Origin of the sequence: Paraburkholderia sp. EG286A (genome assembly GCF_040965375.1) — a bacterium.
Taxonomy (GTDB): domain Bacteria; phylum Pseudomonadota; class Gammaproteobacteria; order Burkholderiales; family Burkholderiaceae; genus Paraburkholderia.
On sequence record NZ_JBFRCB010000005.1, the window covers coordinates 367,946 to 393,818 of the forward strand.

A 25,873-nucleotide genomic window follows, 5' to 3' on the forward strand; every position below is an offset into this window, starting at 1 on the left:
TCGCTCACGCGAATGCTGATCGCCACCGCCGCAAACGCCGCCACGCGCACGCTGCCGCTCGCGCCCCTCACCGCCGCGCTGCTGCTCGCGGGCTGCATGGTCGGGCCGGACTACCACCGCCCGCAGGTCACCGTGCCCGCCACGTGGAAGGAACTGCCCGGCTGGACCCAGGCCGAGCCCGAAGCCGCCCAGGGCCCCAAGGGCGACTGGTGGACCGCCTTTCAGGACCCGCTGCTCGACGAACTGGAACCGCTCGTCCAGGTGTCGAACCAGACCGTGCGGCAGAGCTACGCGAACTACCAGCAAGCGCTCGCCGAAGTGCGCGTCGCGCGCGCGAGCCTGTTCCCGACCATCGGCATCACCGGCTCGCTCGCGCGCGAGCGCTCCTCCACCGGCACGCTCAGCAGCGTGAGCAGCATCACGTCCACGCCGAGCGGCGCGCGCATCGTCAACGGCGGCACGCTCGAAGCCAACGCGAGCTGGGACATCGACCTTTGGGGCCAGGTGCGCCGCCAGATCGAGGAACAGTCGGCCACGGCCCAGGCGAGCGAGGCGACGCTGGCGAACGCTACGTTATCCGAACAAATTGCCCTGGCGAACGCCGTGATCGATCTGCGCATCACCGATGCCGATATCGACCTGCTCACGCATACCGTGCAGGCGTACTCGGATTTCCTGCGCGTGGTGGCCAACCAGGACCAGGCGGGCACCGTGCCGCCGTCCGATCTGATCTCCGCGCGCACGCAGCTCGAATCGGCACGCGCGAGCCTGATCGCCCTTGGCGTGGCGCGCGCGCAAAACGAGCACGCCATCGCGGTGCTCGTGGGCCGCAACCCCGAAGAAGTCGATATCCCGCACAGCGCGCAGCTTCCCGCGCTGCCCGCCATTCCCGCCGGCGTGCCCTCCACGCTGCTGCAGCGGCGGCCCGACATTGCGACTGCCGAACGCCAGATGGCGTCGGCCAATGCGGCGATCGGCGTGGCGGTGGCCGCCTACTATCCGACGATCTCGCTCACCGCGCTCGACGGCTTCACGCAGTCGCCGCTCTCGGGCCTGCTGCACATGAGCAACTATGTGTGGTCGCTCGGTGCGAGCGCGACCCAGACGATCTTCGACGGCGGCCAGCGCAGCGGCCAGGTGGCGGCCGCGCGCGCGAGCTACGACGCGGCGGTGGCGAACTATCGCGGCACCGTGCTGACGGCGTTCCAGGGGGTGGAGAACGATCTCTCGGGGCTGCGCATCCTCGCGCAGCAGGCAGATGTGCTCGACGGCGCCGTGCGCGACGCCATCCGCGGCGCGCAGATCGCGCAAAACGAATACGAGGCGGGCACCGTCGACTACACGACGGTCGCCACGGCGCTGGCCACGCAGGTGACCAATCAGCAGAGCGCGCTCAACGTGCATCAGCAGCGGCTGCTCGATACGGCTTCGCTGATCGGCGACCTGGGCGGCGGCTGGTCCGGACAACTTCACGATGCTCAGCACCCGGCGCGTGCGGTGACACCGGCTTCCGACGCCGCGGCGGCGAGCGCGAGCGGTCCGGCAAACGTGGAAGCGAGCAGGACCCAGGGCGCCTCTGCGAGCCCCTGACCGGGAGAACCTGCGCTACGCGCGCGGCTCCCGTTCCGAAGCCGTCGCCACCGGCATGGCGGAGGCCGGCAGGCCGAACACGGCGTCGAAGATCAGGTTATAGACGTAGTTGTAGACGAGAAAGAACACCGAGAGACCGATATCCATCGCGAACGCCTCGAACAACGTCACTTGCAGCGTGAGCGCGATCATCGGCACGAGGAACACCACGAGGCCGCCCTCGAAGCCGACCGCATGCGCGATGCGGCGCGCAAAGCTGCGGCCACGTTTCGTCTGGCGTGCTTCCCAGCGCTCGAACAGCAGGTTGTAGACGAAGTTCCAGCCCACCGCGATCAGCGATGAAAACACCGCCGCCGCGCCCGCGCGGTCCATGCCGCTGCCCGAGAGCGAGGCGAAGCTCGTGCTGGTAATCAGGATCGCGATGCCTTCGAACAGCGTGACGTACACGATCCGGCGTTTGATGCCCTGCATGGACCCATGCTCCTGATGCGGCTCCCGCGCAGCTGCGGGCCGCGTCAATCGCCGCGCCTGCTGCGAACGCGGCGAAACCCTGCGCGAATCAACCGAGATCGGTGAATACCGAAGCGGCGGACAGACGCGACTTCGGCAGCTTCGCGTTGAAGTCGTCGGCGCTGCGGTAGCCGAGACCGACCACCACGAGCGCGGTGAGGCCCTGCTCGCGCAGGCCCAGTTCCTCGTCGAGCGCTTTCGCGTCGAAGCCTTCCATCGGGCAGGCATCGATTTCGAGCGTCGACGCACCGATCAGCAGCGTGCCGAGCGCGAGATACGCCTGCTTCTCCAGCCACGCCGGCAGGTCGTTGCGTTCGCGATGCAGGTTCACATAGAACGCGCGGGTCTTTTCCTGACCTGCCTTCGCCTCGGCATTGGCGAAGCGGCCGTCCGCCTCTTCCTGCGCGAGCACTTCGGCGAGGTGCGCGTCGTCCATGTCGGTGCGCACGCACAGCACCACCACGTGCGAGGCGCGCGTGACCTTCGGCTCGTTGTACGCGAAACCTTCCATGCCACGGGCGATACGCGCGCGTGCCGCGTCGCTTTCGGCCACCACGAAATGCCACGGCTGCGAGTTCACCGAGGACGGGCTGAAGCGGATCAGCTCCTTGAGTTCGTCGATGACGGCCGCGGGAATCTTGCGGGCGGGGTCGAACGCCTTGGTGGCGTGGCGGGCTTTCGCGAAGCGGGTGAGGTCCAAGCGGTTTTCTCCTTCGTATGCGGTCGGCCGGGGAGAAACCCGGCAAGGCCGACATCGTACCAGCATCGTGCGCCGGCCGAGGGGGCGGTCTGCGCGGCTGGCGTGCCTGCGCTATGCTGGAAGGCTGGAATCGCCGCGACGGCGCACCCGCCACGCGCCGCCAGCAAGGAGAATACCGATCATGCGCCAGGCCATCCATCATCTGCCGGTGAGCACGCGCACGCGCGGGCTCGTCGAAATCAGCCATGAGGTGCGCGCGTTCGTGCGCGAGCAGCGCATCGCCACCGGCCTGCTCACCCTCTTTTGCCGCCACACTTCCGCGTCGCTCGTCATTCAGGAAAACGCCGATCCATCGGTGCGCCGCGACATCGAACGCTACTTCGAGCAGCTCGCGCCCGAAGATCCGCAGCGCTACGAGCACGACACCGAAGGCCCCGACGACATGCCCGCGCATTTGCGCACGGCGCTCACGCACACGCAGCTCTGCATCCCGGTCGAGCACGGCAATCCCGTGCTGGGCACGTGGCAGGGCATCTATGTGTTCGAACATCGGCGCGCGGCGCACACGCGCGACATCGTCCTGCATCTGATCGGCGAATGAGCCGATCAGGCGCGCACACGCAAATCCCGTACGCAAGCGCTATGCTACGGCTTTCGTTCAACCGACTCACCGAGGGTTGCTCCAAATGAAACAGTCCGCCGGATCCATGATTTCCTTTACCCGCCCTGACGGCCAGTCGCTCCAGGGTTATCTCGCCAAACCGGAAAAGACCGAAGGCGCGCCCGCCATTGTCGTGATCCAGGAGTGGTGGGGCTTGAACGACCAGATCCGCGGCGTGGCCGACCGGCTCGCGCAGGCGGGCTACCTCGCGCTCGTGCCCGACCTCTATCGCGGCAAGAGCACGGTCGAACAGGAAGAGGCCCACCATCTGATGACGGGCCTCGACTTCGCGGACGCCGCCTCGCAGGACGTGTACGGCGCGGTCACCTATCTGAAGACGCTCACGGACCGCGTGGGCGTGACGGGCTACTGCATGGGCGGCGCGCTCACGCTGCTCGCGGCCACCATGGTGCCGGGCCTGACGAGCGCCGTGGTGTGGTACGGCTTCCCGCCGCTCGAATACATCGACGCGAGCAAGATCACGGCCCCTATCCTCGGCCACTTCGCGACCCAGGACCAGGCGTTCAGCATCGAAACCGTGGCGGAGCTCGAAACCAGGCTCAAGGGCGCCAACGTCGACGTCGAATTCCATCGCTATCTGGCCCACCACGCGTTTGCGAACGAGACCGCCGTGGGCCCGAACCGCATCCCCATCACGCAGTACGATCCGGTCTGGGCGCAGCTCGCGTGGGACCGTTCGCTGACGTTCTGGGGCCGCACGATGTGGCCGCAGCGCGCGGCGCGCTGAAGCGCTCACAGCGGCCCGCGCGCACGCGCGGATCTGACGTAGAATCGGCGTCGCACCGCCTCGCGCGGGCGACGCCGATTTGCATTGCAGCGCCTTCGTCCCTCTCACGCAATTCGCGGAGACTCCATGACGCCGCTCATCCTCCAGCGCCCCGCGCTGCTGTTCATCGTGCTGATCCTCGTGCTGCCGCTTGCCGCCGGGCTCGGTGCGAGCGTGCTGCACCGCTACTTCCCGCTCGCCGAGGAGGCGCGCGAGAACTACAAGATCGTGCAGGGCGCGACGCTCACGCTGCTCGCGCTCCTGATCGGCTTCACGCTCTCGATGGCCGTGAGCCGCTACGACCAGCGCAAGAACCTCGAGGAAGAGGAAGCCAACGCGATCGGCACGCAGTATCTGCGCGCCGAGCTGCTTGGCGGCGAGGCGGCGGCCCAGACCAAGGCGCTGCTCGCGCGCTACCTTCAGGCGCGCATCCAGTTCTACGTCGTGCGCGACGTCGGCGCGCTCGACCAGATCAACCGGGACACCGGCGAGCTTCAGACGCAACTCTGGGCAAGCGTGCGCGATCCCGCGAAGGCGCAGCCGAATCCGGTGACGGCGCTCGCGGTCGCCGGCATGAACGACGTCATCAACACCCAGGGCTACACGCAGGCCGCGTGGATCAACCGCATTCCCGTCGCCGCGTGGGCGCTGATGATCATCATCGCCATCTTCAGCAACCTGATGCAGGGCTACGGCGCGCACGGCCAGGTCGGCCGGCGCGTGCTGCTGCTCATCCTGCCTATCACCGTGACACTGTCGCTCACGCTCATCGCCGATATCGACAGCCCGCGCGGCGGCCTGATTCGCGTCGCACCGCTCAATCTGATGAGCCTTGCGCAATCCATGCCTGCCAATCCCTGAACCCCGCTCCGCGGCGCCGCACGATCACACCCAAGGCCGTACCACCATGAAAGTCATCCGCTCGAAAACCTTCACCGCCACCCGCCCCTGGGGGGCGCTCGATATCGCCAACATGAACGGCACCACCGTGCGCCTGCACTGGACCGACCAGCCGTATAAATGGCACGTCAACGACGGCGAGGAAGTGTTCGCCGTGCTCGACGGCGTGGTCGACATGCATTACCGCGAAGACGGCGCGGAGCAGGTCGCAGTGCTCGAAGCCGGCGACGTGTTCTTTGCGGGCGTGGGCTGCGAGCATGTCGCGCATCCGCGCGGCGAGGCGCGCATTCTCGTGGTCGAGCGCGAAGGTAGCGTGTAAGCCGCGAAATCCACGCAATGCGGCGAAAAGACGGCACGCGCCATTTCCACTAAACTTGGCGGCCTGACTCCACCCCCGCCTCTCGAACAGGCCGCGGCGCGCCTTGCACGGCCTGCGCCCAGCCGCTGAAGGCCTTCAAGGACCCCGCATGAACGACCTTTCCGCCTTTCCCATCACCCGCAAGTGGCCGGCGCTTCACCCCGAGCGCATCCAGCTTTATTCGCTGCCCACGCCCAATGGCGTCAAGGTCTCGATCATGCTCGAGGAAAGCGGCCTGCCTTATGAGCCGCATCTGGTGCGCTTCGACGCGAACGACCAGATGTCGCCGGAATTCCTCTCGCTGAACCCCAACAACAAGATTCCCGCGATCCTCGATCCGAACGGCCCGGGCGGCGAGCCGCTCGCGCTGTTCGAATCGGGCGCGATCCTCATCTATCTCGCCGACAAGAGCGGCCGCTTCCTCGCCCGTGAAGGCGCGGCGCGCTACGAGACGATCCAGTGGGTCATGTTCCAGATGGGCGGCATTGGCCCGATGTTCGGCCAGGTGGGCTTCTTCCATAAGTTCGCGGGCAAGGAGTACGAGGACAAGCGTCCGCGCGACCGCTACGTCGCCGAGTCGCGTCGCCTGCTCGCCGTGCTCGACCAGCGCCTCGAAGGGCGCAAGTGGATCATGGGCGACGAGTACACCATCGCCGATATCGCCACGTTTGGTTGGGTGCGCAACCTTGTTGGCTTCTACGAGGCCGGCGACCTCGTGGGTTACGCCGACTTCAGGAACGTCGCGCGCGTGCTCGAAGCATTCGTCGCGCGGCCGGCGGTCGCGCGCGGGCTCAACATTCCGCCGCGCGGCTAACGCGCCCGGGGCGTCATTGCGGCGCCGCTTTCACGCGCGCCGCGACCGAGTCGGCCACTTCGGCCGCCGCGCGGTCCACGTTCTTGCGGTCATCGGCGCGCGCCAGCACGAATTTGGCCGCCGCCACATAGGGATTGAGCTTGATGGCCGCGCCGGCGCCCGGCTTGGCGTGGCTCGACTCGCTGTCGATCACCTGATAAAGCGGCTGCGGCGCCTGGGTGGCGAGGTTGTCCACGGCCACCGCCAGCTCGATCTGGCTCGCACCCGAGCCGAAACCCACCACCGCGCGCCGCATGCTGTTGCCTTCGTCCACGCTCAGAAAGACGCCGCGCACCAGCCAGCCCTGCGCGGGTAGCGGCGTGCCGCTGGGCAGGCGGCGCGCGTCGAGGCCCTTCTCGCGCAGGTCGTTCACCAGCGCGTCGGCCATTTTCGTGACGACCTGATCGGCCTGCTGCTGCGGGTCGCGGTGGCGCAGTCGTGGCAGCAAGCCGCCCATGCGCTCGCGCGCATTCTCCACAGGATTCGAATCCTGCTTGACGTTGGCCGCGTCGAGTTCGAAGTCCGTCACGTAGACGAGCGGCGCGCCCGGTTGTTGAGCCGCGGCGAGCGGCGCGAACGCGCACAGCCAGAGTGTCGCGACCAGCTTCCAGTTCCATTGCATCTTCATCGCAAGCTCCCGTACGTTCGCCAGCCATCCATCGATTCATTCATGCCGTGGCCGCGCGTGCAGCACGGCCATCAAGCGTCGATCAGCCCGAGCCGCGCCAGGTCGCTCGCGAGCGCATCGGCTTCGACAAAGTGGCACGCCTGCAACCCCGCGTCGAGCGCGCCCGTGACGTTCGCTTCGCTGTCGTCGATGAAGAGCGTTTCCTGGGGCTGTGCGCCGAGCTGGGCAACGCAGCCCAGGTAGGTCTGCGCGGCGGGCTTGACCGCGCCGAACGTCGCCGACGAATAGACCTGCGAACCGAACAGCCGCGCCACGGGCGGATTCAGATAGTCGAGGTGATGCGTGACGAGCGAACAGTTGTTGGTCAGCACGGCGATGCGGCAGCGCGCGGCCACGCGCTGCGCCAGCGCGAGCGCCGCCTCGTTCGGCGTGATCGACGCGCGCCGCGCCGCGAGCCACGCCTCGCGGCCCACCTCGCATCCGAGCATCGCGCCGAGCGCGCGCAGATAAGCGTCGGGGTCGATCTCGCCCGCGTCGGCGCGCGCTTCGAGACCCGAGCCCCAGATCGCGTGACGCACCGTTGCGGGCGGCGCGCCGGTGGCGGCCGCGAGGCTCGCCACGCGCGCGTCGCGATCGTAGTACGACAGCACGCCCTCCATGTCGAACAGGACTACGCCGATCGCCGCCATCTGCCGCTCCCGCCACGCTAATTCGAACCGCGGTCCCGCCACATCCGCAGCCGATCATACCGCCGGGCCGCGCCAGGCGGCGCACGAGTGGCACGCGCGCCGCGCGACGCTGATCGCGCCCCTAAACCCTCAATCGATTTTGGGTAAACTGGGATGCATGGACACCTGCCGTTACTGCGGAAAACTGCGCGACGAATGGGATTGCCACGGGCCAGCGTGCCGCCAGGCGATCGCGCAGGCGCTGCACCGCCAGCGCAAGGGGCTGCCGATGGTCGCGAACGTGATCCGCAACGAAATCCCCGCCGACGCCACCACCGGCCAGATCATCACCGTGCTTTCGCGCCAGCGCCAGCGCGCGCGGCGCGGTAACGAGGAACGTCGCGAGCGCAAGGCGCTCGGTCTCCCCGAAAGCGAGTAAGGGACCCGCCGAACCCGCTCAGCGCCCGCTCTCGTCCTCGTTTGCGGGCACGGCAATGCCGATGCGCGCGAACGTTTCCTCCAGATGATTCACGCACACGCGCACTTTCGCGGACTGCGCGAGGCGCGCCGGGTACACGGCCCAGACATTGGCCGGCTGCGTCACGCCGGGCAGCACGCGCTGCAGGCGCCCGCTCTCCAGCAATGGCGCGACGTCCCACATCGAGCGCAGCACGATGCCGCGGCCCGCCAGCGCCCACTGCACGGCGACCTCGCCGTGATTGGTCGAGAGGGGCCCCGCCACCTTCACCGAGACTGTCTCGCCATGCGTGTTCAGGCGCCAAACGCCGAACGGATGATCGCGCTCCTTGATCGCGAGACACGCGTGTTCGGCGAGATCGGCGACCTCCTGTGGCGCGCCGCGCCGCGCGAGATACGCGGGCGCGGCGCAGAGCACGCGATAGTTCGTGGCGAGACGCCGCGCGATCAGATGGCCGGCGATCTCGTCGCCGATACGCACGTCGAGATCGAAGCCCTCGCCCGCCACATCGACGAGCCGGTCGAACAGCTCGAGGCGCACGCTCAGTTGCGGATAACGCTCGGACAGCCCCGCGAGCGCGGGCGCGAGGAAGTTGCGGCCAAAGCCGAAACTGCTCGACACGCGCAGCGTGCCGCGCGGAATGCGCCGCGTGGTGGAGACGTCGTCCACGAGGCGCTCGACGTCGTCGAGGATCTTGCCCGCCGACGCATAGACGCGCTCGCCCGCCTCGGTCATCGCGACGCGCCGCGTCGAGCGGTGCAACAGGCGCGTGCCGAGGCGCGCCTCGAGCACGCCCACGCGCTTGCTGACATAGGCCGGCGACGCCGCCAGCGCTTCGGCCGCCGCGGTGAAGCTCGCCTTGCGCGCGACCATGCAGAACACGCGCAAGTCGTCGAGCTCCGGCGATGCGACGGATTTCGGCGCTTTCGGTGCGTCCGGCATACGCGTCACCGCGGCGTCACAGCGCGGCGGCTACCGCTTCGCCGAGCGCAGTCGTGTTCGCCGTGCCGCCCATGTCGGGCGTGCGCGGGCCTTCCACCAGCACCTTCTCGATGGCCTGCATGATCGCGTCGTGCGCGGCCTTGTATTGCGCGTCGCCGTTGCCGAGGAACTCGAGCATCATCGCGCCCGACCAGATCATCGCGATCGGGTTGGCGATCTGCTTGCCGAAGATGTCGGGCGCGGAGCCGTGCACGGGTTCGAACAGCGACGGGAACTTGCGCTCGGGATTCAGGTTAGCCGAAGCCGCCAGACCGATCGTGCCCGTGCAGGCGGGGCCGAGGTCCGAAAGGATGTCGCCGAAGAGGTTCGAGGCGACGACCACGTCGAAGCGGTCCGGCTGCAGCACGAAACGCGCGCACAGAATATCGATGTGCTGCTTGTCCCACTTCACCTCGGGATACGCCTCGCCCATCGCCGCTACGCGCTCGTCCCAATACGGCATGCTGATCGAGATGCCGTTGGACTTCGTGGCCGCCGTGAGTTTCTTGCGGCCGCGCTGGTTCGCGAGTTCGAACGCGTACTTGAGAATGCGGTCGACGCCGTGGCGCGTGAACACCGACTCCTGCAACACGAACTCGCGCTCGGTGCCTTCGAACATCTTGCCGCCCACCGAGCTGTACTCGCCCTCGGTGTTCTCGCGCACCACGAAAAAGTCGATATCGCCGGGCTTGCGGTTGGCGAGCGGGCACGGCACGCCGGGCAGCAGACGCACCGGGCGCAGGTTGACGTACTGGTCGAACTCGCGGCGGAACTTCAGGAGCGAGCCCCACAGCGAGATGTGATCGGGCACCTTGTCGGGCCAGCCGACCGCGCCGAAATAGATCGCGTCGAAGCCCTTGAGCGTGGCGAACCAGTCGTCGGGCATCATCTTGCCGTGCTGCAGGTAGTAGTCGCAGCTCGCCCAGTCGAAATGGGTGATTTCGAGGTTCAGACCGAACTTCGCGGCCGCCGCCTCGACCACGCGCACGCCCTCGGGCATCACTTCCTGGCCGATACCGTCGCCGGCGATGGCGGCGATTTTGAATGTCTTGCTCATGTCGCGTTCTCCGTTTCTGTGTTGATTCTGTCCTGATGCGCCAGCATGCCCGAAAAACCGCCAGCAACCAGCCCCGCAGGCGTGGATAGATTCAACACGAAACGTGAATAATCGCACGAGGGCGCGCTACGGTCCATGGACGCACCCTGTTCAGCGCCCGACGATTTCCTGCCGATAGCCGATCTCGCCTAAAATCTCGTTTGGCTCCACCGCGCCTTTCGCTGCAACGGCGCATATCCTGATCGACCGACTTATGTTCTCGCTTTCCGACACCCTTCCCTCCGACAAACCCGCCCTCTACGAATCGCTGGCCGCGCAGGCGCGCTCGCTGATCGAAGGCGAAAGCGACGTCATCGCGAACGCCGCGAACTTCGCTTCGCTCGTGTTTCATTCGCTCGAAGGCCTGAACTGGGCGGGCTTTTATTCGTTCGACGGCAAAGAGCTCGTGGTCGGCCCGTTCCAGGGCAAACCGGCGTGCGTGCGCATTCCCCTGGGCAAGGGCGTATGCGGCACGGCCGCGGCCACGCGGCAAACGCAGGTCGTGCCCGACGTGCACGCGTTCGCGGGCCACATTGCGTGCGATTCGGCTTCGCAGTCGGAAATCGTCGTGCCCCTCGTCACGCCGGACGGCGAGCTGATCGGCGTATGGGACGTGGACAGCCCGCATCTCGCGCGCTTCGACGAAGAGGACGCAAAAGGCATGGAATTGCTGTGCCGCACGTTCATCGAGTACGGCATGAAGCGCCGCTAGGCGTCGTTATGCGTCGTTATGCGTGGTTAGGCGCACGACGCCGCGTCTTCCCGAGTGGGCGTCCTGAATCGCTCGACGCGTACTCAGGACGCCGAATCGTCCTGCGCATTCGCCTTGACGAAGTCGACGAACGCGCGCAGCGGCGCCGGCAGGTGCCGCCGCCCTGGGTAGTAGAGAAACGGCCCCGGAAACGACACGGCCCAGTCGTCGAGCAGGCGCACGAGCGCGCCGCTGCGGATATGCGGCAGCAACATCTCTTCATACAGATACACGATGCCGACGCCATCGAGCGCCATGTTGATCAGCAGGTCGAGCGCCGCGCCGGGGCGCACGACGAGCGGCGTGGGCGGGTCGAGGCGCAGCACTTCGCCGTCGCGCTCGAAATGCCAGAGCGGCATCGCGCCGCCCGCGAACTGCACGCGCAGACACGCGTGGTCGAGCAGCTCGCGCGGGTGTTCAGGCCGCCCGCGCGCCGCGAGATACGCGGGTGAGGCGACCGTCGCGAAGCGCTCCACGCGCGGACCGATGGGAATCGCGATCATGTCCTGCTCGAGCCGCTCGTCGTAGCGGATCCCGGCGTCGCAGCCGATCTGCAGCACGTCGACGAAGCCGTCCTCCACCACCACCTCGACGCGGATCTCGGGATACGCGCGATGAAACGGCGCGAGCACGCCCGGCAGGATGGTGCGCGCCGCGCTCGCGGGCACGTTGAGCTTGAGCGTGCCCGCCGGCTTTTCGCGGTAGCCGTTGAGCACGTCGAGCGCCGCTTCCATCTCGCTGAAAAGCGGCGTGATCGATTCGAGCAGACGCTGCCCCGCCTCGGTCGGCGCGACGCTGCGCGTGGTGCGGTTCAACAGCCGCAGCCCGAGCTTCGCCTCCAGCCTGCGCACCGCGGCACTCAGGCTCGACGCCGAAACGCCGCCCACGCGCGCCGCGTCGCGAAAGCCGCACGCGCGCGCCACCGAAACGAAAGCGGCCAGATCGTTCATTTCCATCGGCATGGTTCACCCTGCACTGTTCGATTTTCCGCACAGCCTGTTCTGATCAGATGGGATTATCGGACAATTCGAAGGCGCCCATACTGCGGACATTCGTCAACCGAGGAGTACGCAATGCCGAACCGCAAACCCGCAAGCACCTATGAACTGGCCGGCCGCCAGGTGAACCGCATGGGCTATGGCGCCATGCAACTGGCCGGCCCCGGCGTGTTCGGGCCCCCGAAGGACCGCGCACAAGCCGTCGCGGTACTGCGCGAGGCGCTGGAACTGGGCGTCGACCACATCGACACGAGCGACTTCTACGGCCCGCACGTGACGAACCAGATCATCCGCGAGGCGCTGCATCCGTATGCGCCGAACCTCACGATCGTCACCAAGGTGGGCGCCGTGCGCGACGACAAGGGCGCCTGGCTGCCGGCACTGGAACCCGCCGACATCGAGCGCGCCGTGCACGACAACCTGCGCAACCTGGGCCTCGACGCGCTCGATGTGGTCAACCTGCGCATCATGGGCGACGTCCACAAACCGTCCGAAGGCCCCGTGGAAAAGCAGGTCGAGGCGCTCGCCCGGCTGCGCGAGCGCGGTCTCGTGCGCAACGTCGGCATGTCCAACGCGACCGCCGCGCAGATCGCGGCGGCGCAGCGCCTCGTGCCGATCGTGTGCGTGCAGAACCACTACAACCTCGTGCACCGCGACGACGACGCACTGATCGACACCTTGGCCGAGCAAGGCATCGCCTACGTGCCGTTCTTTCCGCTCGGCGGCTTTACGCCGATTCAGTCGTCGGCGCTTTCGGCGGTGGCCGCGCGCCTCGAAGTCACGCCGATGGCGCTCGCGCTGGCGTGGCTGCTGCGGCGCTCGCCCAACATCCTGCTGATTCCGGGCACGTCCACGCTTTCGCATCTGCGCGAGAACGTAGCGGCCGCGCAGCTCGACCTGAACGACGACGTGCTCGCCGAACTCGACGCCATCGGCAGCAGCGGCAACGGCGCTCACGCCTGAGGGCGCTGCGCCGTCACGCCACTTCGGCCGTCTCCAGCTTGTTGGCCAGCGCGTCGCGGATCAGCGCGACCGGCCGCACGAGGCGCCCCGGCAGCGCCCCGTGCACGAGCCACACGTTCAGGCCCGAGCGGAAGTCGGTCGCGTCGATGATCTGCAGCTGGTCGCGCAGCGGGCTGCGGGCAAGCGCCTGCGGCGCGGCGAGCCCGACGCCCATGCCGCGCGCGACCAGCGAAAGCTGCAGTTCCGAGCCGAAGGCCTCGACCGCGACGTTGAACGGCAGACCCGCCATGCCCATGGCGCGGCTCAGCGCCGAGCGCATCCCGCAGCCGTCCTGGTTCAGCACCCACGGATGGTGCGCGAGCGCGGCGAGCGTGGTGGGCTCGTCGGGCAAACCAAACGAGCGCGCCGCGACGACGAGGGTCGGCGTGTAGCCGAGCTGGGTCGCGACCACGCCCTCCGGAGGCATCACCGCGGCGGGCAGCAGGATCACGGCCGCATCGAGCCGCGCACGCTCGACCTCGTCGAGGAGGCCTGGCGACCAGCCCGCCCTCACGCGCAGCGTCAACTTGGGAAACTCGCCGCGCAATTGATCGACGGGCTGTTCGAGCGCCAGTTCCGAGAGAAACGGCGGCACGCCGAGCTTGAGCTCGCCGACCGGCTCGCTCTCCGGCGAGGCGACCGACATCAGGTCGTCCACCGCACGCAGAACCGAGCGCGCGAGGCCGTATACCTCGTTACCCGCGGCCGTGGGCTTGAGGGGCTTGCTCTGGCGGTCCAGAAGCTCGATGCCGAGCGTCGTCTCCAGGTTCTGCACGCGGCGCGTGAGGCCCGGTTGCGTCAGGAACAGCCGCTCCGACGCCCGCACGAGCGAGCCGCTTTCGACCACCGCCACGAAGGCTTCCAGATCTCGAGTGTTCACAACGACTCCGCATAAAGATTATCGCGATAATTCAATTGTCGCATAACGTGACGCTCCCTACGATAGCTGGAGTTGCCACGTTGCGGAGCCAATCGATGGAGCACCCTGCTGAAACCTGTACGCGTGCGATGGCGCGCGAAGCCGCCCCCGCGAGCCATGCCAACCAGCCCAATCACGCCAATCACGCCACGCTCACGCTGCCGATGACACTGTTCTTCGCCGCCGCCGTCGGTGTGATCGTCGTCAATCTGTCTGCGGCCCAGCCGCTCGCGGGGCTCGTGAGCCAGTCGCTGCAGTTGCGCCCCGAATTCGTCGGCGCGGTCGCCATGCTGCCGCAGTTCGGCTACGCGGCCGGCCTGCTGCTGCTCGTGCCGCTCTGCGATCTGCTCGAAAACCGCCGCCTGATTTTTCGCACGCTGCTTGCGTGCTCCGTCTTTCTGGCCCTCGCGGCACTGGCGCGCTCGGGACCGCTCTTTCTTGCCGCCGCGTTCCTCGCGGGTGCGACTTCGAGTGTGATCCAGATGCTCGTACCGATGGCCGCTTCGATGGCGCCCGAAAGCCAGCGCGGGCGGGCCGTCGGCAACGTGATGAGCGGCCTGATGCTGGGCATCCTGCTGTCACGGCCGCTCGCCAGCCTGATTGCGGGAACGCTGGGCTGGCGCGCGTTCTACGGCATCGAAGCGGTGGCCGACGCCCTGCTCGCGGTGGTCCTCTTTGTGCGCACGCCGCGGCGCATGCCGGGCGTGACGGCGCGCTACGCCGATCTGCTCTATTCGCTCTGGACGTTGCTGCGCACCGAGCGCGTTCTGCGGCGCAGCGCCTTGCTTGCGGCGCTTGCACTGGGCGCCTTCTCCGCGTTCTGGACCGCGGTCGCCTTGCTGCTGTCGCAGCCGCCGTTTTCGCTCGGCATGAACGGCATTGCCGCGTTTGCGCTGGCGGGTGCGAGCGGCGCGATCGTCACGCCGCTCGCGGGCCGGCTGGGCGACCATGGCGCGGGACGCGCGGTGCAATACGCCGCGCACGCGACGATGCTCGGCGCGGTCGTGCTGCTGGGCGTGGCGGGCGCGGGCTGGGGCGGCTTTGCGCCCGCCGCGCATCCCGCGCTGGCACTCGGCCTGCTCGTTGCGGGCGCGGCTGCGCTCGATGCGGGCGTCATCGCCGACCAGACGCTCGGGCGGCGCGCGATCAACCTGCTCAACCCCGCCGCGCGCGGCCGGCTCAACGCGATTTTCGTGGGGATGTTCTTCATCGGCGGCGCGGCCGGCGCGCTCATGGCCGGCGCGGCGTGGGCCACGGCGCGCTGGAGCGGCGTGTGCCTCGTCGCACTCGGCTTCACGGTGGCGGTCATCGCGCTGGGCTTCGTTTATCGCGCGTCGCCGGGTTCTGGGCGCTGGCGGCCCGCCCGGTGAGTGGTCCAATGAAAAAGCCGCGGCTGATCCAGCCGCGGCTTTCCTGTATCTGTACTGCCACTCGCGTATCGAACGACACGCAGCCATACGAAGCGAAGCGCGCGAGACTCCCCGGTCAAACCGTCATGCGCGCCGCAATGCGCTCACGTCTGCTGATCCGACCCATCCGCAGGCTGCGCGGTGTTGTCGTCGGCGGGCTTTTCGTCTTCCTTCTTCTCGACAAGCTGCTCGACTTCCTTGGCGCCCTCGAAACCGGCAACCGCGGCGGCTGCCTTGGTCAGGAAGCCCGCGTTCGGATCGAGCTTCTCGGCGCCTTCCACAGCGGCGACCGCACCGGCAATTTCACCCACCTTGTCCAGAATGCCCATTTCATCCCTCCAGTTGAAACCCGCTCCGGGCTGACGAGGCGATGTCTCGCCCCCCGTGCGCCGCACCTTCCATCCAGCGACGCGCCGCTTCATTGTGTGCCTGCCCGATGGCCGCATCAATCACTAACTCATTAATCTGACAATGATTAACGATGTTATATACGAACGTATATTGCGACGCGTCAATTGTTTGACTATAGTGAAGTTGTCTCCTCCATGTCTCCCTTGGCATGGTTCAAGCCCGCATTCACTGCGGGCTTTTCTTTTTGCTGCCTCGCGTTTCCCCCCACGCTGATTCGTCGCCAGCCTGCGGGCCGCGGCCTGGCGCGCGCCGTCCGCTGGCATAATCGTCCCTTCGCCGTATTCCAGCCCTCTTTGATCTCGTCGCTGCAATGAATCTGCATACCTGGTGGCTGTTCCTCGTCACCGTCTTCGTCGTCTGCGCCATCCCCGGTCCCAACATGCTGCTCATCATGTCGCACGGCGCGCAGTACGGACTGCGCCGCACCAGCGCGACCATGGCCGGTTGCCTTTCCGCACTGGTTCTGATGCTGGCCGTCTCGGCGGCCGGGCTCGGCGTGTTCCTGCAAGCGTGGCCGACCATGTTCAACGCGCTGCGCTTCATCGGCGCCGCGTACCTCGTGTACCTGGGCATCAGGGCGTGGGGCGCACCCGTGCCCGAGGCCGCCGCCGACGTTGCCGAACGTGTGGCCGCGCGACCCGTGCGCTCACCGTTCGCGCTCTATCGCAACGGCTTTTTCGTCGGCGGCAGCAACCCGAAGGCGATCCTCTTCGCGGCGGCGCTCCTGCCGCAGTTCATCGACGCGACCCGACCGGTGCTGCCGCAGTTCGGCGTGCTCGTTGCGACCTTCGCCGTGTGCGAAGTGAGCTGGTATCTCGTCTACGCGGGTTTCGGCACGCGCATCGGCGCGACGCTCAAGAGCCGTCGCGTGGCGAAAGCGTTCAATCGCGTGACGGGCGGGGTATTCGTCGGGTTTGGCGCGATGATGGCTTTGCTTCGGCAGTAAGGCTCGCTGGGCGGCGCGATGGTCGTGGCGCGCTTTCCCGGATGCATGCACCAGGTCGGCCGGCCGGTAGTCGCTGGTCCGACCTGGGGCGATGAGAAACGCCTCCACTCACGCACAAATTATTCCGGACTGCTACGGATATGGAGCTACCCTGCTCCAGACCGAAGAGACTGGCCTGGCACGTCGGCGAGGCCAGGGTTTTCCCACGTTATGCGAATCTCGCATAGGGACATGTCACCCCCGCATCGTCCTTTTTTTGACCGCTTCTACCATCCGGTCTGACTCTGGTGTGAGGCGTGATCCATCGCGCCGCCCATCGAATTCGGAGTCGTGGGATCGCCCGCTTTGTTCAGTTCGTCGACGAGCCGGTGAGTTCGCCGTTCCTTCCGTCTAAGGTCTCTTCCGTTTGCACACGATCATGAATAAATTCGCGCACCCCGTTTCGGCTCAATGTCGACCGACCATTGCCGCCGCATTGGCCCTCTTCCTTGCCCTTCCACTCTATTGCGCGTCCGCCGCGGCCGCGGACACCGGCGCCGAACAATCAACGAACGCCTCCGGCCAGATGAAACAACTTCCGCGCGTCATCGTGCTGGCAACCGGCGGCACGATCTCCGGCACGGCGGATGCCCGTTCCGCAATCGGATACAACTCGGGCGAGCGCACCGGGCAACAGTTGATCAAGGATGTACCTGGCATCGAGAAATTCGCCACGATCTCGGCAGAGCAGATTTCGAATATCGGCTCGCAGGACATGAACGACAAGGTCTGGTTTCAGCTGGCCAAACGCATCAATGAGATCTTTGATCGCGGCGAGGCAGACGGTGTCGTGATCACGCATGGCACGGACACGATGGAGGAAACCGCGTTCTTTCTGAAGAACGTTATCCATTCCACCAGGCCTGTCGTTCTGGTGGGATCGATGCGACCGGGCGGCGTCACCAGTGCCGACGGCCCCAACAACCTCCTCGAAGCCGTTGAGGTTGCCGCCAGCCCCCAGTCGCAGGGGCGGGGCGTGATGGTGGTCATGAACGATACGATTCATGATCCGCGCTGGATCACCAAAACGAATACGACTTCCCTTCAGACGTTTCTCTCTCCCAACGCCGGGCCAATCGGCTACGTGGATCCGGCGTCGATCCGCTTCGTTGCGCCCGTCCTCGCGGCTCGCAAGCCTCCCTACACGCTGCCCGTCGACGGACAATTGCCCCGGGTCGAGATCGTCTTCGCGCACAGCAACATGGACGCGACACAGATCGACCATGCGATCGCCGACAAGGCGAAGGGGATCGTGATCGCCGGGGTCGGTGACGGCGACGTTTCCAATGCCGCCATGCTGGCCATGCAGCGCGCCGCAAAAATGGGCGTCGTCGTCGTTCGGTCCTCGCGGGTTGGGTCGGGCTTTGTGAACCGCAACGTCGAAGTCGACGATGACAAGAGCGGGTTTGTCGCCTCGCTCGATCTCAATCCCGAGAAGGCCCGCTTGCTGACCCAACTGCTGATCGCCAATGGGATCACGTCGCCCGCGCAGGTGCAGGCTGCGTTCTCTACGACTTACTGACCGAAGCCGGTGAGGATTGCGTCTGCATTGGGTGAGTGCGGGCGCAATGCGCCTGGATACCGTCGCGGACCTTCGCCAGGTCAGGCGCAGTCCTCGACGCGACCTGGTGCAACGGTACCAGCGTAAGATCGGAGCTTCCTGAAAACGGTATTTCGCTTCCCGGAAGGCGGGCCATACGTATGGAAATCAAGTGGGTCGAGGACTTCATCGCCCTTGCTCAATACCAGAGCTTTTCGCGCGCTGCGGAGTTCCGCAATGTGACCCAGTCCGGATTCAGCCGGCGCATTCAATCGCTGGAGCAATGGGTCGGGGCGGAACTGATCGATCGCAGCAGCTTCCCCCCGGTGTTGACGCCCGCAGGACAACTCTTCCGCGAAGTCGCTGAAGACATCCTGAACAAACTCTTCGATACACGCGCCATCATCCGGACTGAAAAACGGATCGGCGGCAAGAGTCTCCAGATTGCCGCCGGCCACACGATCGCGCTGAATTTTCTGCCTGCGTGGCTCAAAGCGCTTTCCGCCCACTTCGGCGACGTGCGCGCGCGCGTGGTGCCGGCCAATGTGCACGACTCGATCCTGACGCTCGTGAACGGCAACTGCGAACTGATGTTCGCCTACCACCACCCTGAACTGCCCTTGCATCTCGATCCCGCGAAGTATGAGCATCTCACGGTGGGTATCGACACGCTCATGCCGGCCAGCCGGCCAAACCTGCGTTCCGCGCCGATGTATCGACTGCCGGGAACGGCAAAACAGCCATTGCCTCACATTTCATACACGGAAACGAGCTATTTCGGCCGATGCCTCGCAGTGCTGCTTGCCCGGGCGCCCTCTGCGCCTTCCTTGTTGCTTCACTATGAATCGGACATGGCCGAGGTGCTCAAAAAAATGGTCATGGAAGGCGAAGGGATGGCGTGGCTGCCGAAGAGCGCGATAGCCGCGGAACTGGATGCGGGTGAACTGGTGCCCGCAGGTCCGACCCACTGGAATCTGGATATCGAGCTGCGCGTCTACCGCGACGCATCGAATCGCAGTGAGTTTCTCGACACGCTCTGGCAGCATCTTCGCGCGGTTCTACAGACCGGCGTCTAGGGTTTTCCCGCGTTATGCAAAATTCGCATACGCACATGCAGCAACGGCATCATCGCTTCTTTTGGCACCCCTAATATGCCTCCCAACGCCTGACCGAGGTCGCAGTCGATCTCGCTCCCGGCGTCTCTCAACGTACACCGGTCATGTCTCGACCACCTTGCGTCACTCAAGGACAGACGGAAATGAAAAATCGCCTCACCGTTTATATCGCCGTTGGCATGATACTGGGCGTCATTGCGGGCTACGCCTGTCACGCCAGTACGTCCGACCCGGCGACACTCAAAGCCATTGCAGGATACTTCTCGATCATCACGGACATCTTCCTGCGTCTCATCAAGATGATCATCGCGCCACTGGTGTTCGTCACGCTGGTGTCGGGCCTCGCCGGCATGGACAGCGGCCAGGACGTCGGCCGCATCGGTTTGCGTTCGGTGGGCTGGTTCGTTTGCGCGTCGCTGATTTCGCTCACCGTGGGCCTCGTCTTCGCCAACCTCCTGCAGCCGGGGGCTGGCCTGCACATGGTGGCGGGTAGCGGTGAAGTCGATACCGGCCTGAATACCTCGGCCCTGAACTTCAGGGACGTCTTGACCCACGCCTTTCCGACCAGCCTGCTCGACGCCATGGCGCGCAACGATATCCTGCAGATCCTGGTGTTCTCCGTCTTCCTCGGCCTGGGTCTGAGCGCAACGAAGCGAGACGCGCGCGTCAAGGTCGTGATCGAGATGATCGAAGGCATGGTGCCCGTCATGCTGCGCGTGACGAACTACGTCATGCGTGCGGCGCCCCTCGGCGTGTTCGGTGCGATCGCCTCGGCGGTGACGCTGCGCGGCCTCGACGTCATCTACACGTATGGCAAGTTGATTGGCTCCTTCTATCTGGGGCTCGTCGTGCTGTGGGCGATCCTGGTGATCGTCGGCTATCTGTTCCTCGGCCGTCGCGTCGGCGCCTTGCTCAAGGCGGTGCGTGAACCCGCCATGATCGCGTTTGCGACCGCGAGCAGCGAGGCGGCCTATCCGCGGCTGACCGAGCAGCTGGAGCGCTTTGGCGTCGACAAGAAAGTCGTCGGCTTCACGCTGCCGCTGGGCTATGCGTTCAATCTGGACGGCTCGATGATGTATCAGGCGTTTGCGGCCATCTTTATCGCCCAGGCGTTCGGGGTCAACATGCCGATCTCGCAGCAATTCTTCATGCTGCTCGTGCTGATGCTCAGCAGCAAGGGCATGGCCAGCGTGCCGCGCGGCTCGGTGGTGGTGGTCGCGGCAGTGGCGCCGATGTTCCATTTGCCGGTCGAAGGGGTCGCCATGGTGCTTGCGATCGACCAGATCCTCGACATGGGCCGCACGATGACCAATGTGATCGGCAACAGCGTGGCGACCGCTGTGATCGCGAAGTGGGAAGGCGCGCGAGAGAGCAACGCTGCCGACTTCATTGAGGATGGCGAACAGATTTTCGGCCCGGCGCAAGGTGGAGCAAAATGACTTCGGATGTCGCCGGCCACAAGCGCAAGTTCGGTATTGTCGGCGGCCTCGGGCCGCTGGCGAGCGCCGATGTCTTCTTCAAACTGGTGAAGGCGACGCCCGCATCGACCGATGCCGAGCACTTCGACGCAATTTTTCAGCAGTCGCCATTTCCCAACTCGGGCGCCGGAAGCAGCGCGACGACGGAACGCAAGCTGTATATCTTCGAGATGATCCGGGACTTCGAGAAGCGCGGCGTGACGACTGTGGTGCTGCCGTGCTTTCTCAGTCACACCTTCATCGACGAACTGCGCGCGAACACGCGCTTGCAGATCGTGGACATGATCGAGGCGGTTCGCAGCCATGTGCGGCGCAAGTTCCCGGGCGCAAGCCGTATCGGCATACTCGCCTCCGACTACACGCGGGAAAAGCGTTTGTTTGAACAGTACTTTGCGCCCCCCGAGTTCGAAGTCATCCACCCTCGATGCGATGCACATTTCGATGCGGTTACGGAAGCGGTATATGGATCGGACGGCATCAAGAGCGGGAATCTGCGCGGGCGGCCGGTCGAGCTGTTGCGCGAGGCTTGCCGCGATCTGGTCGGGCAAGGTGCCCAGGTGATCGTGCCCGGCATGACGGAAATCGCCCTGGTTGCGGATGAAATCGGCCCGTTGGGCGTGCCGCTCGTCGATGCCAACCTCGCGTATGCGCAGTACGTCGTTTCTGGCGGTTACGGTTCGCCGTCACACGCCTTCAAGGTTGGGGTCGTGGGCGGTGTAGGCCCCGCGGCGACGGTCGATTTTCTGCAGAAGATCGTCCGCAATACGCCCGCCACGCGCGACCAGGACCACATCAAGCTGCTGGTCGAACAAAACCCGCAGATTCCGGACCGCACCGAAAATCTGCTTGGCGACGGCGCGGACCCAACGGTCTCGCTGTACGCGACGTGCAAGCGGCTCGAAGACGGCGGCGCGGACATCATCGCGATTCCGTGCAACACCGCGCATGCATTCGTCGAGCGCATCCAGCCTTACCTCAACATCCCGATTGTGAACATGTTGACGGTCACGGTCGGCTACCTGCGCGAGACGTATCCGGCGCTGCGTGATGTCGGCGTGCTTGCGACATCGGGCACGATCGAGAGCGGGGTCTATCGAAAGGCGCTCGAATCGCAGGATCTTCGTCAGGTCGTGCCCTCCCCGGCGCTGCAGGAGCGCGTGATGGAAGCCATCTACGGAAAACATGGCGTCAAGGCGGGATTGACGACGGGGCAGTGTCAGGAGGACATCGCTGCCGCCATGGAAGGACTGATTGCCGAAGGCGTTGAAGTCGTCGTCCTTGGGTGCACCGAACTCCCGCTCCTGTTGACCGGCAGTGAATTCGTGGGCAGCGGCGGCGCGCGCGTCAGGCTGGTCGATCCCACCGACGTTCTCGCTCGACGCTGCATCGCGTACGCATTGTCGGCGGACGCGACCCTCGCTTGACCCGAATATTCTCCAACGGAGCAAAGCAATGTCCAATCGTTCTGAACGCATCGAGCACGACCTTCTCGGCGACCTCGCCGTGCCCAACGAAGTCTATTACGGAGTCCATACGCTTCGCGCGCTCGCCAATTTTCCGATTACCGGCATTCCGATCTCGACTTATCCGAATCTGGTCAACGCCCTGGCGTATGTGAAAGAAGCCGCGGCGATAGCGAACTGCGAGTTGCGGCTGCTCCCCGAGCACAAGATGAAGGCGATCGTTCACGCGTGCCAGCAGATTCGTAAGGGGGTCGCGCACGACCAGTTCGTCGTCGACGTGATCCAGGGCGGGGCCGGCACGTCGACCAACATGAACGCGAACGAGGTGATCGCCAATCTCGCGCTCGAACATCTTGGCCACGCACGCGGGGACTACAAGGTACTGCACCCAAACGAAGACGTGAATCTGGGGCAAAGCACCAACGACGTTTATCCGACTGCGCTGAAAATCGCCACGTATATGGGCATCGCGCAACTGGTCGATGCGATGGGTGTCCTGCGCGCGTCGTTCGAGCGGAAGGCAGTGGAGTTTCACGACGATCTGAAGATGGGGCGAACCCAGTTGCAGGACGCGGTCCCCATGACCCTGGGACAGGAGTTCAGCACCTTTGCAGTCATGCTCGAGGAAGACCAGGAACGTCTGCGCGAAGCGTCGAAACTGATCTGCGAAATCAACCTGGGCGCCACGGCGATCGGCACGGGCATCAACACGTCGCCCGACTATGCGCCGCTCGTCTGCCGCCATTTGGCCAGCGTCACGGGTATCCCTGTGACGACGTCGCCCAATCTCGTGGAGGCGACCCAGGACGTCGGCTCGTTCGTGCAGCTGTCGGGCGTGCTCAAGCGCGTGGCCGTCAAGCTCTCGAAGACCTGCAATGACCTTCGCCTGCTTTCGAGCGGCCCGCGCGCAGGCCTTGGTGAAATCAATCTGCCGCCGGTGCAGGCGGGCTCCAGCATCATGCCGGGCAAGGTCAATCCGGTCATTCCGGAGGTGGTGAACCAGATCGCTTTCGAAGTCATCGGCAATGACGTGACGGTGAGCTTTGCCGCGGAGGCCGGTCAATTGCAGTTGAATGCGTTCGAGCCGGTCATTGCGCACAGCCTGTTCAAGAGCGTGGCGCACCTGCGTGCGGGATGCCTCACCCTGGCGTCGAGGTGTGTCGACGGGATCACAGCCAATCGCGAGCGGCTTCGTTCGCTCGTTGAAAATTCCATCGGCATCGTGACTGCGCTGAATCCGTACATCGGCTATACGAATGCGACGCAGGTAGCCCAGGAAGCGCTCGTATCGGGAAGGAGCGTCGCCGAGATCGTCATCGAGAGAGGGTTGCTCACGCGGGCGCAACTCGAAGACATTCTCAAGCCCACGATGCTGACGCAGCCGAGGCATCACCTGCCGCTCGAGTAGTGACCGGCCGGCCACCGTATTGCTAATTGCGGCCTTGCGTACGGTAGAGTTCGTTGGCGCGCGTCAGATGGGCGCGCATCGCCGCCTCGGCGGCGTCGCCGTCACGTGCCGCGATCGCATCGACGATGCGTTGATGTTCGGTGAGCGTGAGTTCCTCGACGCCTGGCGCACGCACGAGCGGCTGGTAGTATTCGCCCGCCCAACGGAACAACGACTCCACAATCGACGGAAAAATCGGGTTGCCGCTGATCTTCGCAATTTCGCGGTGGAACGCCATGTCCCTCTCGATGAATTCCGCGAGATTGACCATGGACGCGCGATGCTGCGCCACGCTCAACTGAAGCCGTGCGACGTCTTCTTCCGTGGCCCGCTCGGCTGCCATGCGTGCGGTGCCGGTTTCGAGAAAGAGCCGGGCATGCTTGAGGTGCTCGAGCATGTCGGGCTGGGTGCGCAGCAGATGCAGCGCGCCGCCGGCAATCTGGGCAATCAGGCGATCAGCGGTCGGCACGACCACGCGGGCGCGCTCACCATGCACGATCTCGACGATGCCGGAACGCTCCAGCGCCTGCAGCGCTTCGCGCACCGCCGGCCGGCCGACGCCGTATATCTCCATCAACTCGCGCTCGGACGGCAACTGCGCGCCGGGCGCGATCTCGCCCGCACGAATGCGTTCCATGAGCCGGTCGACGACTTCCTGGTATAGCTTGCGACGTGGAATGATCTCGCCCATTGCAGTGGTACTGTAAACGTCTGGTGTAATGACAATACCACACCGTGCCGCCGGCCACCACGTCACCGCCGCATCACTTCGCCTGCCCCTCGCGCACGGTGCCAAAGAAGTCGGCCTGGCCGATCTGTCCGCCCTTGAGCACGATTTCGAGGCCATCGCGCGCGGCGGTGCTCGACCACGCCCGGCACAGCGGCGCACCGGGCGCCACGCCCGCCGCCACGCTGAGCGCGTCAATGCCCAGCGCGCTCGCGACCTCGCCCGAACTGTCACCGCCCGCAACCACCACGCGTGAGACGCCGGTGCGGTCGAGCATGCGCCGCATCACCTCCGCGAGCGCGCGGCCGACCTCGCGGGCGGCGTCCTGGCGCGTGCGTCCGCAGCGCCGCGCAATCTCGTCGAAGCCGCGCACGACCGGGTCGTCCGGGCCTTCCGCACTGTGGACCACGGCACTGCTTCCATTGATGATGGCTTGCGTAGCGGCACCTGCGGCCCGCTCGATCTCAGCGGGTCCTGCCTGCGGATCGAGGGCACGCGCGAGGTCGAGCCGATCCACGTGAAAACCGTGCTGGCGTGCCCAGCCAATCTGCGCCGCGGTAACAGGCGAACAACTGCCGCTCACCACGCCAACCGCCTCGACCGGACTCGCCGCGGGCAGCGACGGCGCAGCAGGCAGCCAGCCTCGCGAGCGCCAGTACGCGGCCAGCGCATACTGGAGGCCCGACGAAGAGGCCGTAAACACCCCTTCTCCGCGCGCTTCCCAAACGAGGCGGCCCGCTTCTGCCAACGTTTCGTCGTCGAGCACATCGATCAGCACGACGGGGGTATCGTCCGCGCATAGCATGCCCACGCGTGCGGCGCCCTCCCCGGCGCGCAACTGAAGCATGTCGACGAGTTCGATGCGGCGCGCCGTCTGCCGCGCGAGATGGCGGCGCAGATCGGCTTCGTCCATCGGCGTCACGGGGTGGCGCGACATCGTCGGATGACGGTCGAGGCGATAGCCGACGCCGTCGACGGCTGCGAAGAGATTGCCGAACACCTGATAGCGCTTCAGGCGCGGCGCGCCGATCACCATCGGCGACCAGTGCCCCGGCATGGACTGCGTGCCGATGTCGATCGCGGCACCGATCGAACCCACCTCGGGCGACGAATCGAACGTGGAGCACACCTTGTACTGCAGCACCGGTGGGCCGAGCGCGGCGAGGCTCGCGAACGCTTGCGGCAGCATTTCGCGCATCCACGCGGCGCTGCGCCCGCGCGACGATCCCGCGATCCCCACGCAGCGCGCCTCGGGAAAGCGCGCGAGCGCCTCGGGCGTTGGCGTGTCGAGAAACAGGATGGTGGGGATGCCCGCGGCCGTCATGGCCTCCATCGCATCGGTCGACCCCGTGAAGTCGTCGCCGTAATACGCGAGTAGCAGGCCCTCGGGCAGAGACGCGTGGTTTGTTTCAGCCATC

27 protein-coding genes are annotated in these 25,873 nt (G+C 65.9%); 16 read left to right on the top strand and 11 right to left on the bottom strand.

Annotated elements, in window-relative coordinates; all coding sequences use genetic code 11:
• Positions 1 to 12 precede the first annotated feature (12 nt).
• Positions 13 to 1,590 carry an efflux transporter outer membrane subunit gene (locus tag AB4Y35_RS24800; protein WP_368706749.1) on the top strand — a complete coding sequence of 526 codons (1,578 nt, stop codon included), beginning with the start codon at positions 13 to 15 and terminating at the stop codon, positions 1,588 to 1,590.
• A gap of 15 nt (positions 1,591 to 1,605) precedes the next feature.
• On the opposite strand, the gene AB4Y35_RS24805 is transcribed toward AB4Y35_RS24800, so the two are convergent.
• On the bottom strand, positions 1,606 to 2,061 hold the full coding sequence (locus tag AB4Y35_RS24805) for a PACE efflux transporter (protein ID WP_368706395.1): 456 nt from the start codon (positions 2,059 to 2,061) through the stop codon (positions 1,606 to 1,608).
• 88 nt (positions 2,062 to 2,149) lie between these two features.
• Positions 2,150 to 2,800 (bottom strand): oxygen-insensitive NAD(P)H nitroreductase, encoded by a 651-nt coding sequence (nfsB, locus tag AB4Y35_RS24810; protein WP_368706396.1) that lies wholly within the window; start codon positions 2,798 to 2,800, stop codon positions 2,150 to 2,152.
• 181 nt (positions 2,801 to 2,981) lie between these two features.
• On the opposite strand from nfsB, the gene AB4Y35_RS24815 reads away from it, so the two are divergent.
• From AB4Y35_RS24815 to AB4Y35_RS24835, 5 genes are all read left to right on the top strand, one after another.
• Complete coding sequence (locus AB4Y35_RS24815) at positions 2,982 to 3,401, top strand: secondary thiamine-phosphate synthase enzyme YjbQ (protein ID WP_368706397.1); 420 nt, start codon at positions 2,982 to 2,984, stop codon at positions 3,399 to 3,401.
• Between the two features lie 85 nt (positions 3,402 to 3,486).
• A complete protein-coding gene (locus AB4Y35_RS24820) occupies positions 3,487 to 4,209 on the top strand; it encodes a dienelactone hydrolase family protein (RefSeq protein WP_368702139.1) in 723 nt (240 codons plus the stop codon).
• Positions 4,210 to 4,335: 126 nt separating this feature from the next.
• Positions 4,336 to 5,109, top strand: a complete 774-nt coding sequence (locus AB4Y35_RS24825) for a hypothetical protein (RefSeq protein ID WP_368706398.1) — start codon at positions 4,336 to 4,338, stop codon at positions 5,107 to 5,109.
• 46 nt (positions 5,110 to 5,155) lie between these two features.
• A complete protein-coding gene (locus AB4Y35_RS24830) occupies positions 5,156 to 5,467 on the top strand; it encodes a cupin (RefSeq protein WP_368690567.1) in 312 nt (103 codons plus the stop codon).
• 148 nt (positions 5,468 to 5,615) lie between these two features.
• Positions 5,616 to 6,320: a glutathione S-transferase N-terminal domain-containing protein gene (locus AB4Y35_RS24835; protein ID WP_324162931.1), complete on the top strand. Its 705-nt coding sequence runs from the start codon at positions 5,616 to 5,618 to the stop codon at positions 6,318 to 6,320.
• Between the two features lie 13 nt (positions 6,321 to 6,333).
• On the opposite strand, the gene AB4Y35_RS24840 is transcribed toward AB4Y35_RS24835, so the two are convergent.
• A complete protein-coding gene (locus tag AB4Y35_RS24840; RefSeq protein WP_368706399.1) occupies positions 6,334 to 6,987 on the bottom strand; it encodes a DUF4410 domain-containing protein in 654 nt (217 codons plus the stop codon).
• 71 nt (positions 6,988 to 7,058) lie between these two features.
• Positions 7,059 to 7,676: an HAD family hydrolase gene (locus tag AB4Y35_RS24845; RefSeq protein ID WP_368706400.1), complete on the bottom strand. Its 618-nt coding sequence runs from the start codon at positions 7,674 to 7,676 to the stop codon at positions 7,059 to 7,061.
• 157 nt (positions 7,677 to 7,833) lie between these two features.
• Here AB4Y35_RS24845 and AB4Y35_RS24850 point away from each other — a divergent pair, with 157 nt between their 5' ends.
• Positions 7,834 to 8,094, top strand: coding sequence for a hypothetical protein (locus tag AB4Y35_RS24850; RefSeq protein WP_368690571.1), 261 nt, complete (start codon positions 7,834 to 7,836; stop codon positions 8,092 to 8,094).
• Between the two features lie 18 nt (positions 8,095 to 8,112).
• Here the strand turns inward: AB4Y35_RS24850 and AB4Y35_RS24855 are convergent, their stop codons facing one another.
• Together AB4Y35_RS24855 and AB4Y35_RS24860 are read right to left on the bottom strand one after the other, a co-directional pair.
• Entirely contained in the window at positions 8,113 to 9,075 is a 963-nt protein-coding gene (locus tag AB4Y35_RS24855; protein ID WP_368690572.1) for a LysR substrate-binding domain-containing protein, read from the bottom strand.
• Positions 9,076 to 9,091: 16 nt separating this feature from the next.
• Positions 9,092 to 10,171 carry a tartrate dehydrogenase gene (locus AB4Y35_RS24860; RefSeq protein WP_368706401.1) on the bottom strand — a complete coding sequence of 360 codons (1,080 nt, stop codon included), beginning with the start codon at positions 10,169 to 10,171 and terminating at the stop codon, positions 9,092 to 9,094.
• 253 nt (positions 10,172 to 10,424) lie between these two features.
• Here AB4Y35_RS24860 and AB4Y35_RS24865 point away from each other — a divergent pair, with 253 nt between their 5' ends.
• A complete protein-coding gene (locus AB4Y35_RS24865; protein ID WP_368706402.1) occupies positions 10,425 to 10,922 on the top strand; it encodes a GAF domain-containing protein in 498 nt (165 codons plus the stop codon).
• 83 nt (positions 10,923 to 11,005) lie between these two features.
• On the opposite strand, the gene AB4Y35_RS24870 is transcribed toward AB4Y35_RS24865, so the two are convergent.
• Complete coding sequence (locus AB4Y35_RS24870; protein WP_368706750.1) at positions 11,006 to 11,917, bottom strand: LysR substrate-binding domain-containing protein; 912 nt, start codon at positions 11,915 to 11,917, stop codon at positions 11,006 to 11,008.
• A gap of 117 nt (positions 11,918 to 12,034) precedes the next feature.
• Between AB4Y35_RS24870 and AB4Y35_RS24875 the strand changes: the two genes are divergently transcribed.
• Positions 12,035 to 12,922 carry an aldo/keto reductase family oxidoreductase gene (locus AB4Y35_RS24875; RefSeq protein WP_368706403.1) on the top strand — a complete coding sequence of 296 codons (888 nt, stop codon included), beginning with the start codon at positions 12,035 to 12,037 and terminating at the stop codon, positions 12,920 to 12,922.
• Between the two features lie 13 nt (positions 12,923 to 12,935).
• Here the strand turns inward: AB4Y35_RS24875 and AB4Y35_RS24880 are convergent, their stop codons facing one another.
• A complete protein-coding gene (locus AB4Y35_RS24880; protein WP_368706404.1) occupies positions 12,936 to 13,841 on the bottom strand; it encodes a LysR family transcriptional regulator in 906 nt (301 codons plus the stop codon).
• A 95-nt stretch (positions 13,842 to 13,936) separates the two neighbouring features.
• Between AB4Y35_RS24880 and AB4Y35_RS24885 the strand changes: the two genes are divergently transcribed.
• The gene (locus AB4Y35_RS24885; protein ID WP_368706405.1) at positions 13,937 to 15,250 is read left to right on the top strand and encodes an MFS transporter; all 1,314 of its coding nucleotides are present in this window, start codon (positions 13,937 to 13,939) and stop codon (positions 15,248 to 15,250) included.
• A 143-nt stretch (positions 15,251 to 15,393) separates the two neighbouring features.
• Here AB4Y35_RS24885 and AB4Y35_RS24890 read toward each other — a convergent pair whose 3' ends face one another.
• Entirely contained in the window at positions 15,394 to 15,618 is a 225-nt protein-coding gene (locus AB4Y35_RS24890; RefSeq protein ID WP_028205419.1) for a hypothetical protein, read from the bottom strand.
• Between the two features lie 392 nt (positions 15,619 to 16,010).
• On the opposite strand from AB4Y35_RS24890, the gene AB4Y35_RS24895 reads away from it, so the two are divergent.
• The 6 genes from AB4Y35_RS24895 (at position 16,011) to aspA (ending at position 23,689) form a co-directional block, all read left to right on the top strand.
• Positions 16,011 to 16,646 (top strand): LysE family translocator, encoded by a 636-nt coding sequence (locus AB4Y35_RS24895; RefSeq protein ID WP_368706406.1) that lies wholly within the window; start codon positions 16,011 to 16,013, stop codon positions 16,644 to 16,646.
• Between the two features lie 418 nt (positions 16,647 to 17,064).
• The gene (locus AB4Y35_RS24900) at positions 17,065 to 18,207 is read left to right on the top strand and encodes an asparaginase (RefSeq protein WP_368706407.1); all 1,143 of its coding nucleotides are present in this window, start codon (positions 17,065 to 17,067) and stop codon (positions 18,205 to 18,207) included.
• A gap of 179 nt (positions 18,208 to 18,386) precedes the next feature.
• Positions 18,387 to 19,301 (top strand): LysR substrate-binding domain-containing protein, encoded by a 915-nt coding sequence (locus AB4Y35_RS24905; RefSeq protein ID WP_133184507.1) that lies wholly within the window; start codon positions 18,387 to 18,389, stop codon positions 19,299 to 19,301.
• Between the two features lie 182 nt (positions 19,302 to 19,483).
• The gene (locus AB4Y35_RS24910) at positions 19,484 to 20,779 is read left to right on the top strand and encodes a dicarboxylate/amino acid:cation symporter (protein ID WP_368706408.1); all 1,296 of its coding nucleotides are present in this window, start codon (positions 19,484 to 19,486) and stop codon (positions 20,777 to 20,779) included.
• A complete protein-coding gene (locus AB4Y35_RS24915; protein WP_368706409.1) occupies positions 20,776 to 22,242 on the top strand; it encodes an aspartate/glutamate racemase family protein in 1,467 nt (488 codons plus the stop codon). Before AB4Y35_RS24910 ends, AB4Y35_RS24915 begins: the two co-directional genes overlap by 4 nt.
• A gap of 28 nt (positions 22,243 to 22,270) precedes the next feature.
• Positions 22,271 to 23,689 carry an aspartate ammonia-lyase gene (gene aspA / locus AB4Y35_RS24920; RefSeq protein ID WP_368706410.1) on the top strand — a complete coding sequence of 473 codons (1,419 nt, stop codon included), beginning with the start codon at positions 22,271 to 22,273 and terminating at the stop codon, positions 23,687 to 23,689.
• A 22-nt stretch (positions 23,690 to 23,711) separates the two neighbouring features.
• Here the strand turns inward: aspA and AB4Y35_RS24925 are convergent, their stop codons facing one another.
• Both AB4Y35_RS24925 and oiaK read right to left on the bottom strand, forming a co-directional pair.
• Positions 23,712 to 24,419 carry a transcriptional regulator NanR gene (locus tag AB4Y35_RS24925; RefSeq protein WP_069266474.1) on the bottom strand — a complete coding sequence of 236 codons (708 nt, stop codon included), beginning with the start codon at positions 24,417 to 24,419 and terminating at the stop codon, positions 23,712 to 23,714.
• A gap of 73 nt (positions 24,420 to 24,492) precedes the next feature.
• Positions 24,493 to 25,872, bottom strand: a complete 1,380-nt coding sequence (oiaK, locus tag AB4Y35_RS24930) for a 3-oxo-isoapionate kinase OiaK (RefSeq protein WP_368706411.1) — start codon at positions 25,870 to 25,872, stop codon at positions 24,493 to 24,495.
• Position 25,873 lies beyond the last annotated feature (1 nt).

Coding starts and splice junctions, on each gene's coding strand:
- AB4Y35_RS24875 (WP_368706403.1), top strand. CDS start 12,035: ATGCCGAACCGCAAACCCGCAAGCACCTATGAACTGGCCGGCCGCCAG.
- aspA (WP_368706410.1), top strand. CDS start 22,271: ATGTCCAATCGTTCTGAACGCATCGAGCACGACCTTCTCGGCGACCTC.
- AB4Y35_RS24890 (WP_028205419.1), bottom strand. CDS start 15,618: ATGGGCATTCTGGACAAGGTGGGTGAAATTGCCGGTGCGGTCGCCGCT.
- AB4Y35_RS24900 (WP_368706407.1), top strand. CDS start 17,065: ATGAATAAATTCGCGCACCCCGTTTCGGCTCAATGTCGACCGACCATT.
- AB4Y35_RS24910 (WP_368706408.1), top strand. CDS start 19,484: ATGAAAAATCGCCTCACCGTTTATATCGCCGTTGGCATGATACTGGGC.
- AB4Y35_RS24870 (WP_368706750.1), bottom strand. CDS start 11,917: ATGGAAATGAACGATCTGGCCGCTTTCGTTTCGGTGGCGCGCGCGTGC.
- AB4Y35_RS24805 (WP_368706395.1), bottom strand. CDS start 2,061: ATGCAGGGCATCAAACGCCGGATCGTGTACGTCACGCTGTTCGAAGGC.
- AB4Y35_RS24845 (WP_368706400.1), bottom strand. CDS start 7,676: ATGGCGGCGATCGGCGTAGTCCTGTTCGACATGGAGGGCGTGCTGTCG.
- AB4Y35_RS24820 (WP_368702139.1), top strand. CDS start 3,487: ATGAAACAGTCCGCCGGATCCATGATTTCCTTTACCCGCCCTGACGGC.
- AB4Y35_RS24825 (WP_368706398.1), top strand. CDS start 4,336: ATGACGCCGCTCATCCTCCAGCGCCCCGCGCTGCTGTTCATCGTGCTG.
- oiaK (WP_368706411.1), bottom strand. CDS start 25,872: ATGGCTGAAACAAACCACGCGTCTCTGCCCGAGGGCCTGCTACTCGCG.
- AB4Y35_RS24860 (WP_368706401.1), bottom strand. CDS start 10,171: ATGAGCAAGACATTCAAAATCGCCGCCATCGCCGGCGACGGTATCGGC.
- AB4Y35_RS24885 (WP_368706405.1), top strand. CDS start 13,937: ATGGAGCACCCTGCTGAAACCTGTACGCGTGCGATGGCGCGCGAAGCC.
- AB4Y35_RS24915 (WP_368706409.1), top strand. CDS start 20,776: ATGACTTCGGATGTCGCCGGCCACAAGCGCAAGTTCGGTATTGTCGGC.
- AB4Y35_RS24840 (WP_368706399.1), bottom strand. CDS start 6,987: ATGAAGATGCAATGGAACTGGAAGCTGGTCGCGACACTCTGGCTGTGC.
- AB4Y35_RS24850 (WP_368690571.1), top strand. CDS start 7,834: ATGGACACCTGCCGTTACTGCGGAAAACTGCGCGACGAATGGGATTGC.
- AB4Y35_RS24800 (WP_368706749.1), top strand. CDS start 13: ATGCTGATCGCCACCGCCGCAAACGCCGCCACGCGCACGCTGCCGCTC.
- AB4Y35_RS24865 (WP_368706402.1), top strand. CDS start 10,425: ATGTTCTCGCTTTCCGACACCCTTCCCTCCGACAAACCCGCCCTCTAC.
- AB4Y35_RS24815 (WP_368706397.1), top strand. CDS start 2,982: ATGCGCCAGGCCATCCATCATCTGCCGGTGAGCACGCGCACGCGCGGG.
- AB4Y35_RS24855 (WP_368690572.1), bottom strand. CDS start 9,075: ATGCCGGACGCACCGAAAGCGCCGAAATCCGTCGCATCGCCGGAGCTC.
- AB4Y35_RS24925 (WP_069266474.1), bottom strand. CDS start 24,419: ATGGGCGAGATCATTCCACGTCGCAAGCTATACCAGGAAGTCGTCGAC.
- AB4Y35_RS24835 (WP_324162931.1), top strand. CDS start 5,616: ATGAACGACCTTTCCGCCTTTCCCATCACCCGCAAGTGGCCGGCGCTT.
- AB4Y35_RS24905 (WP_133184507.1), top strand. CDS start 18,387: ATGGAAATCAAGTGGGTCGAGGACTTCATCGCCCTTGCTCAATACCAG.
- AB4Y35_RS24830 (WP_368690567.1), top strand. CDS start 5,156: ATGAAAGTCATCCGCTCGAAAACCTTCACCGCCACCCGCCCCTGGGGG.
- AB4Y35_RS24895 (WP_368706406.1), top strand. CDS start 16,011: ATGAATCTGCATACCTGGTGGCTGTTCCTCGTCACCGTCTTCGTCGTC.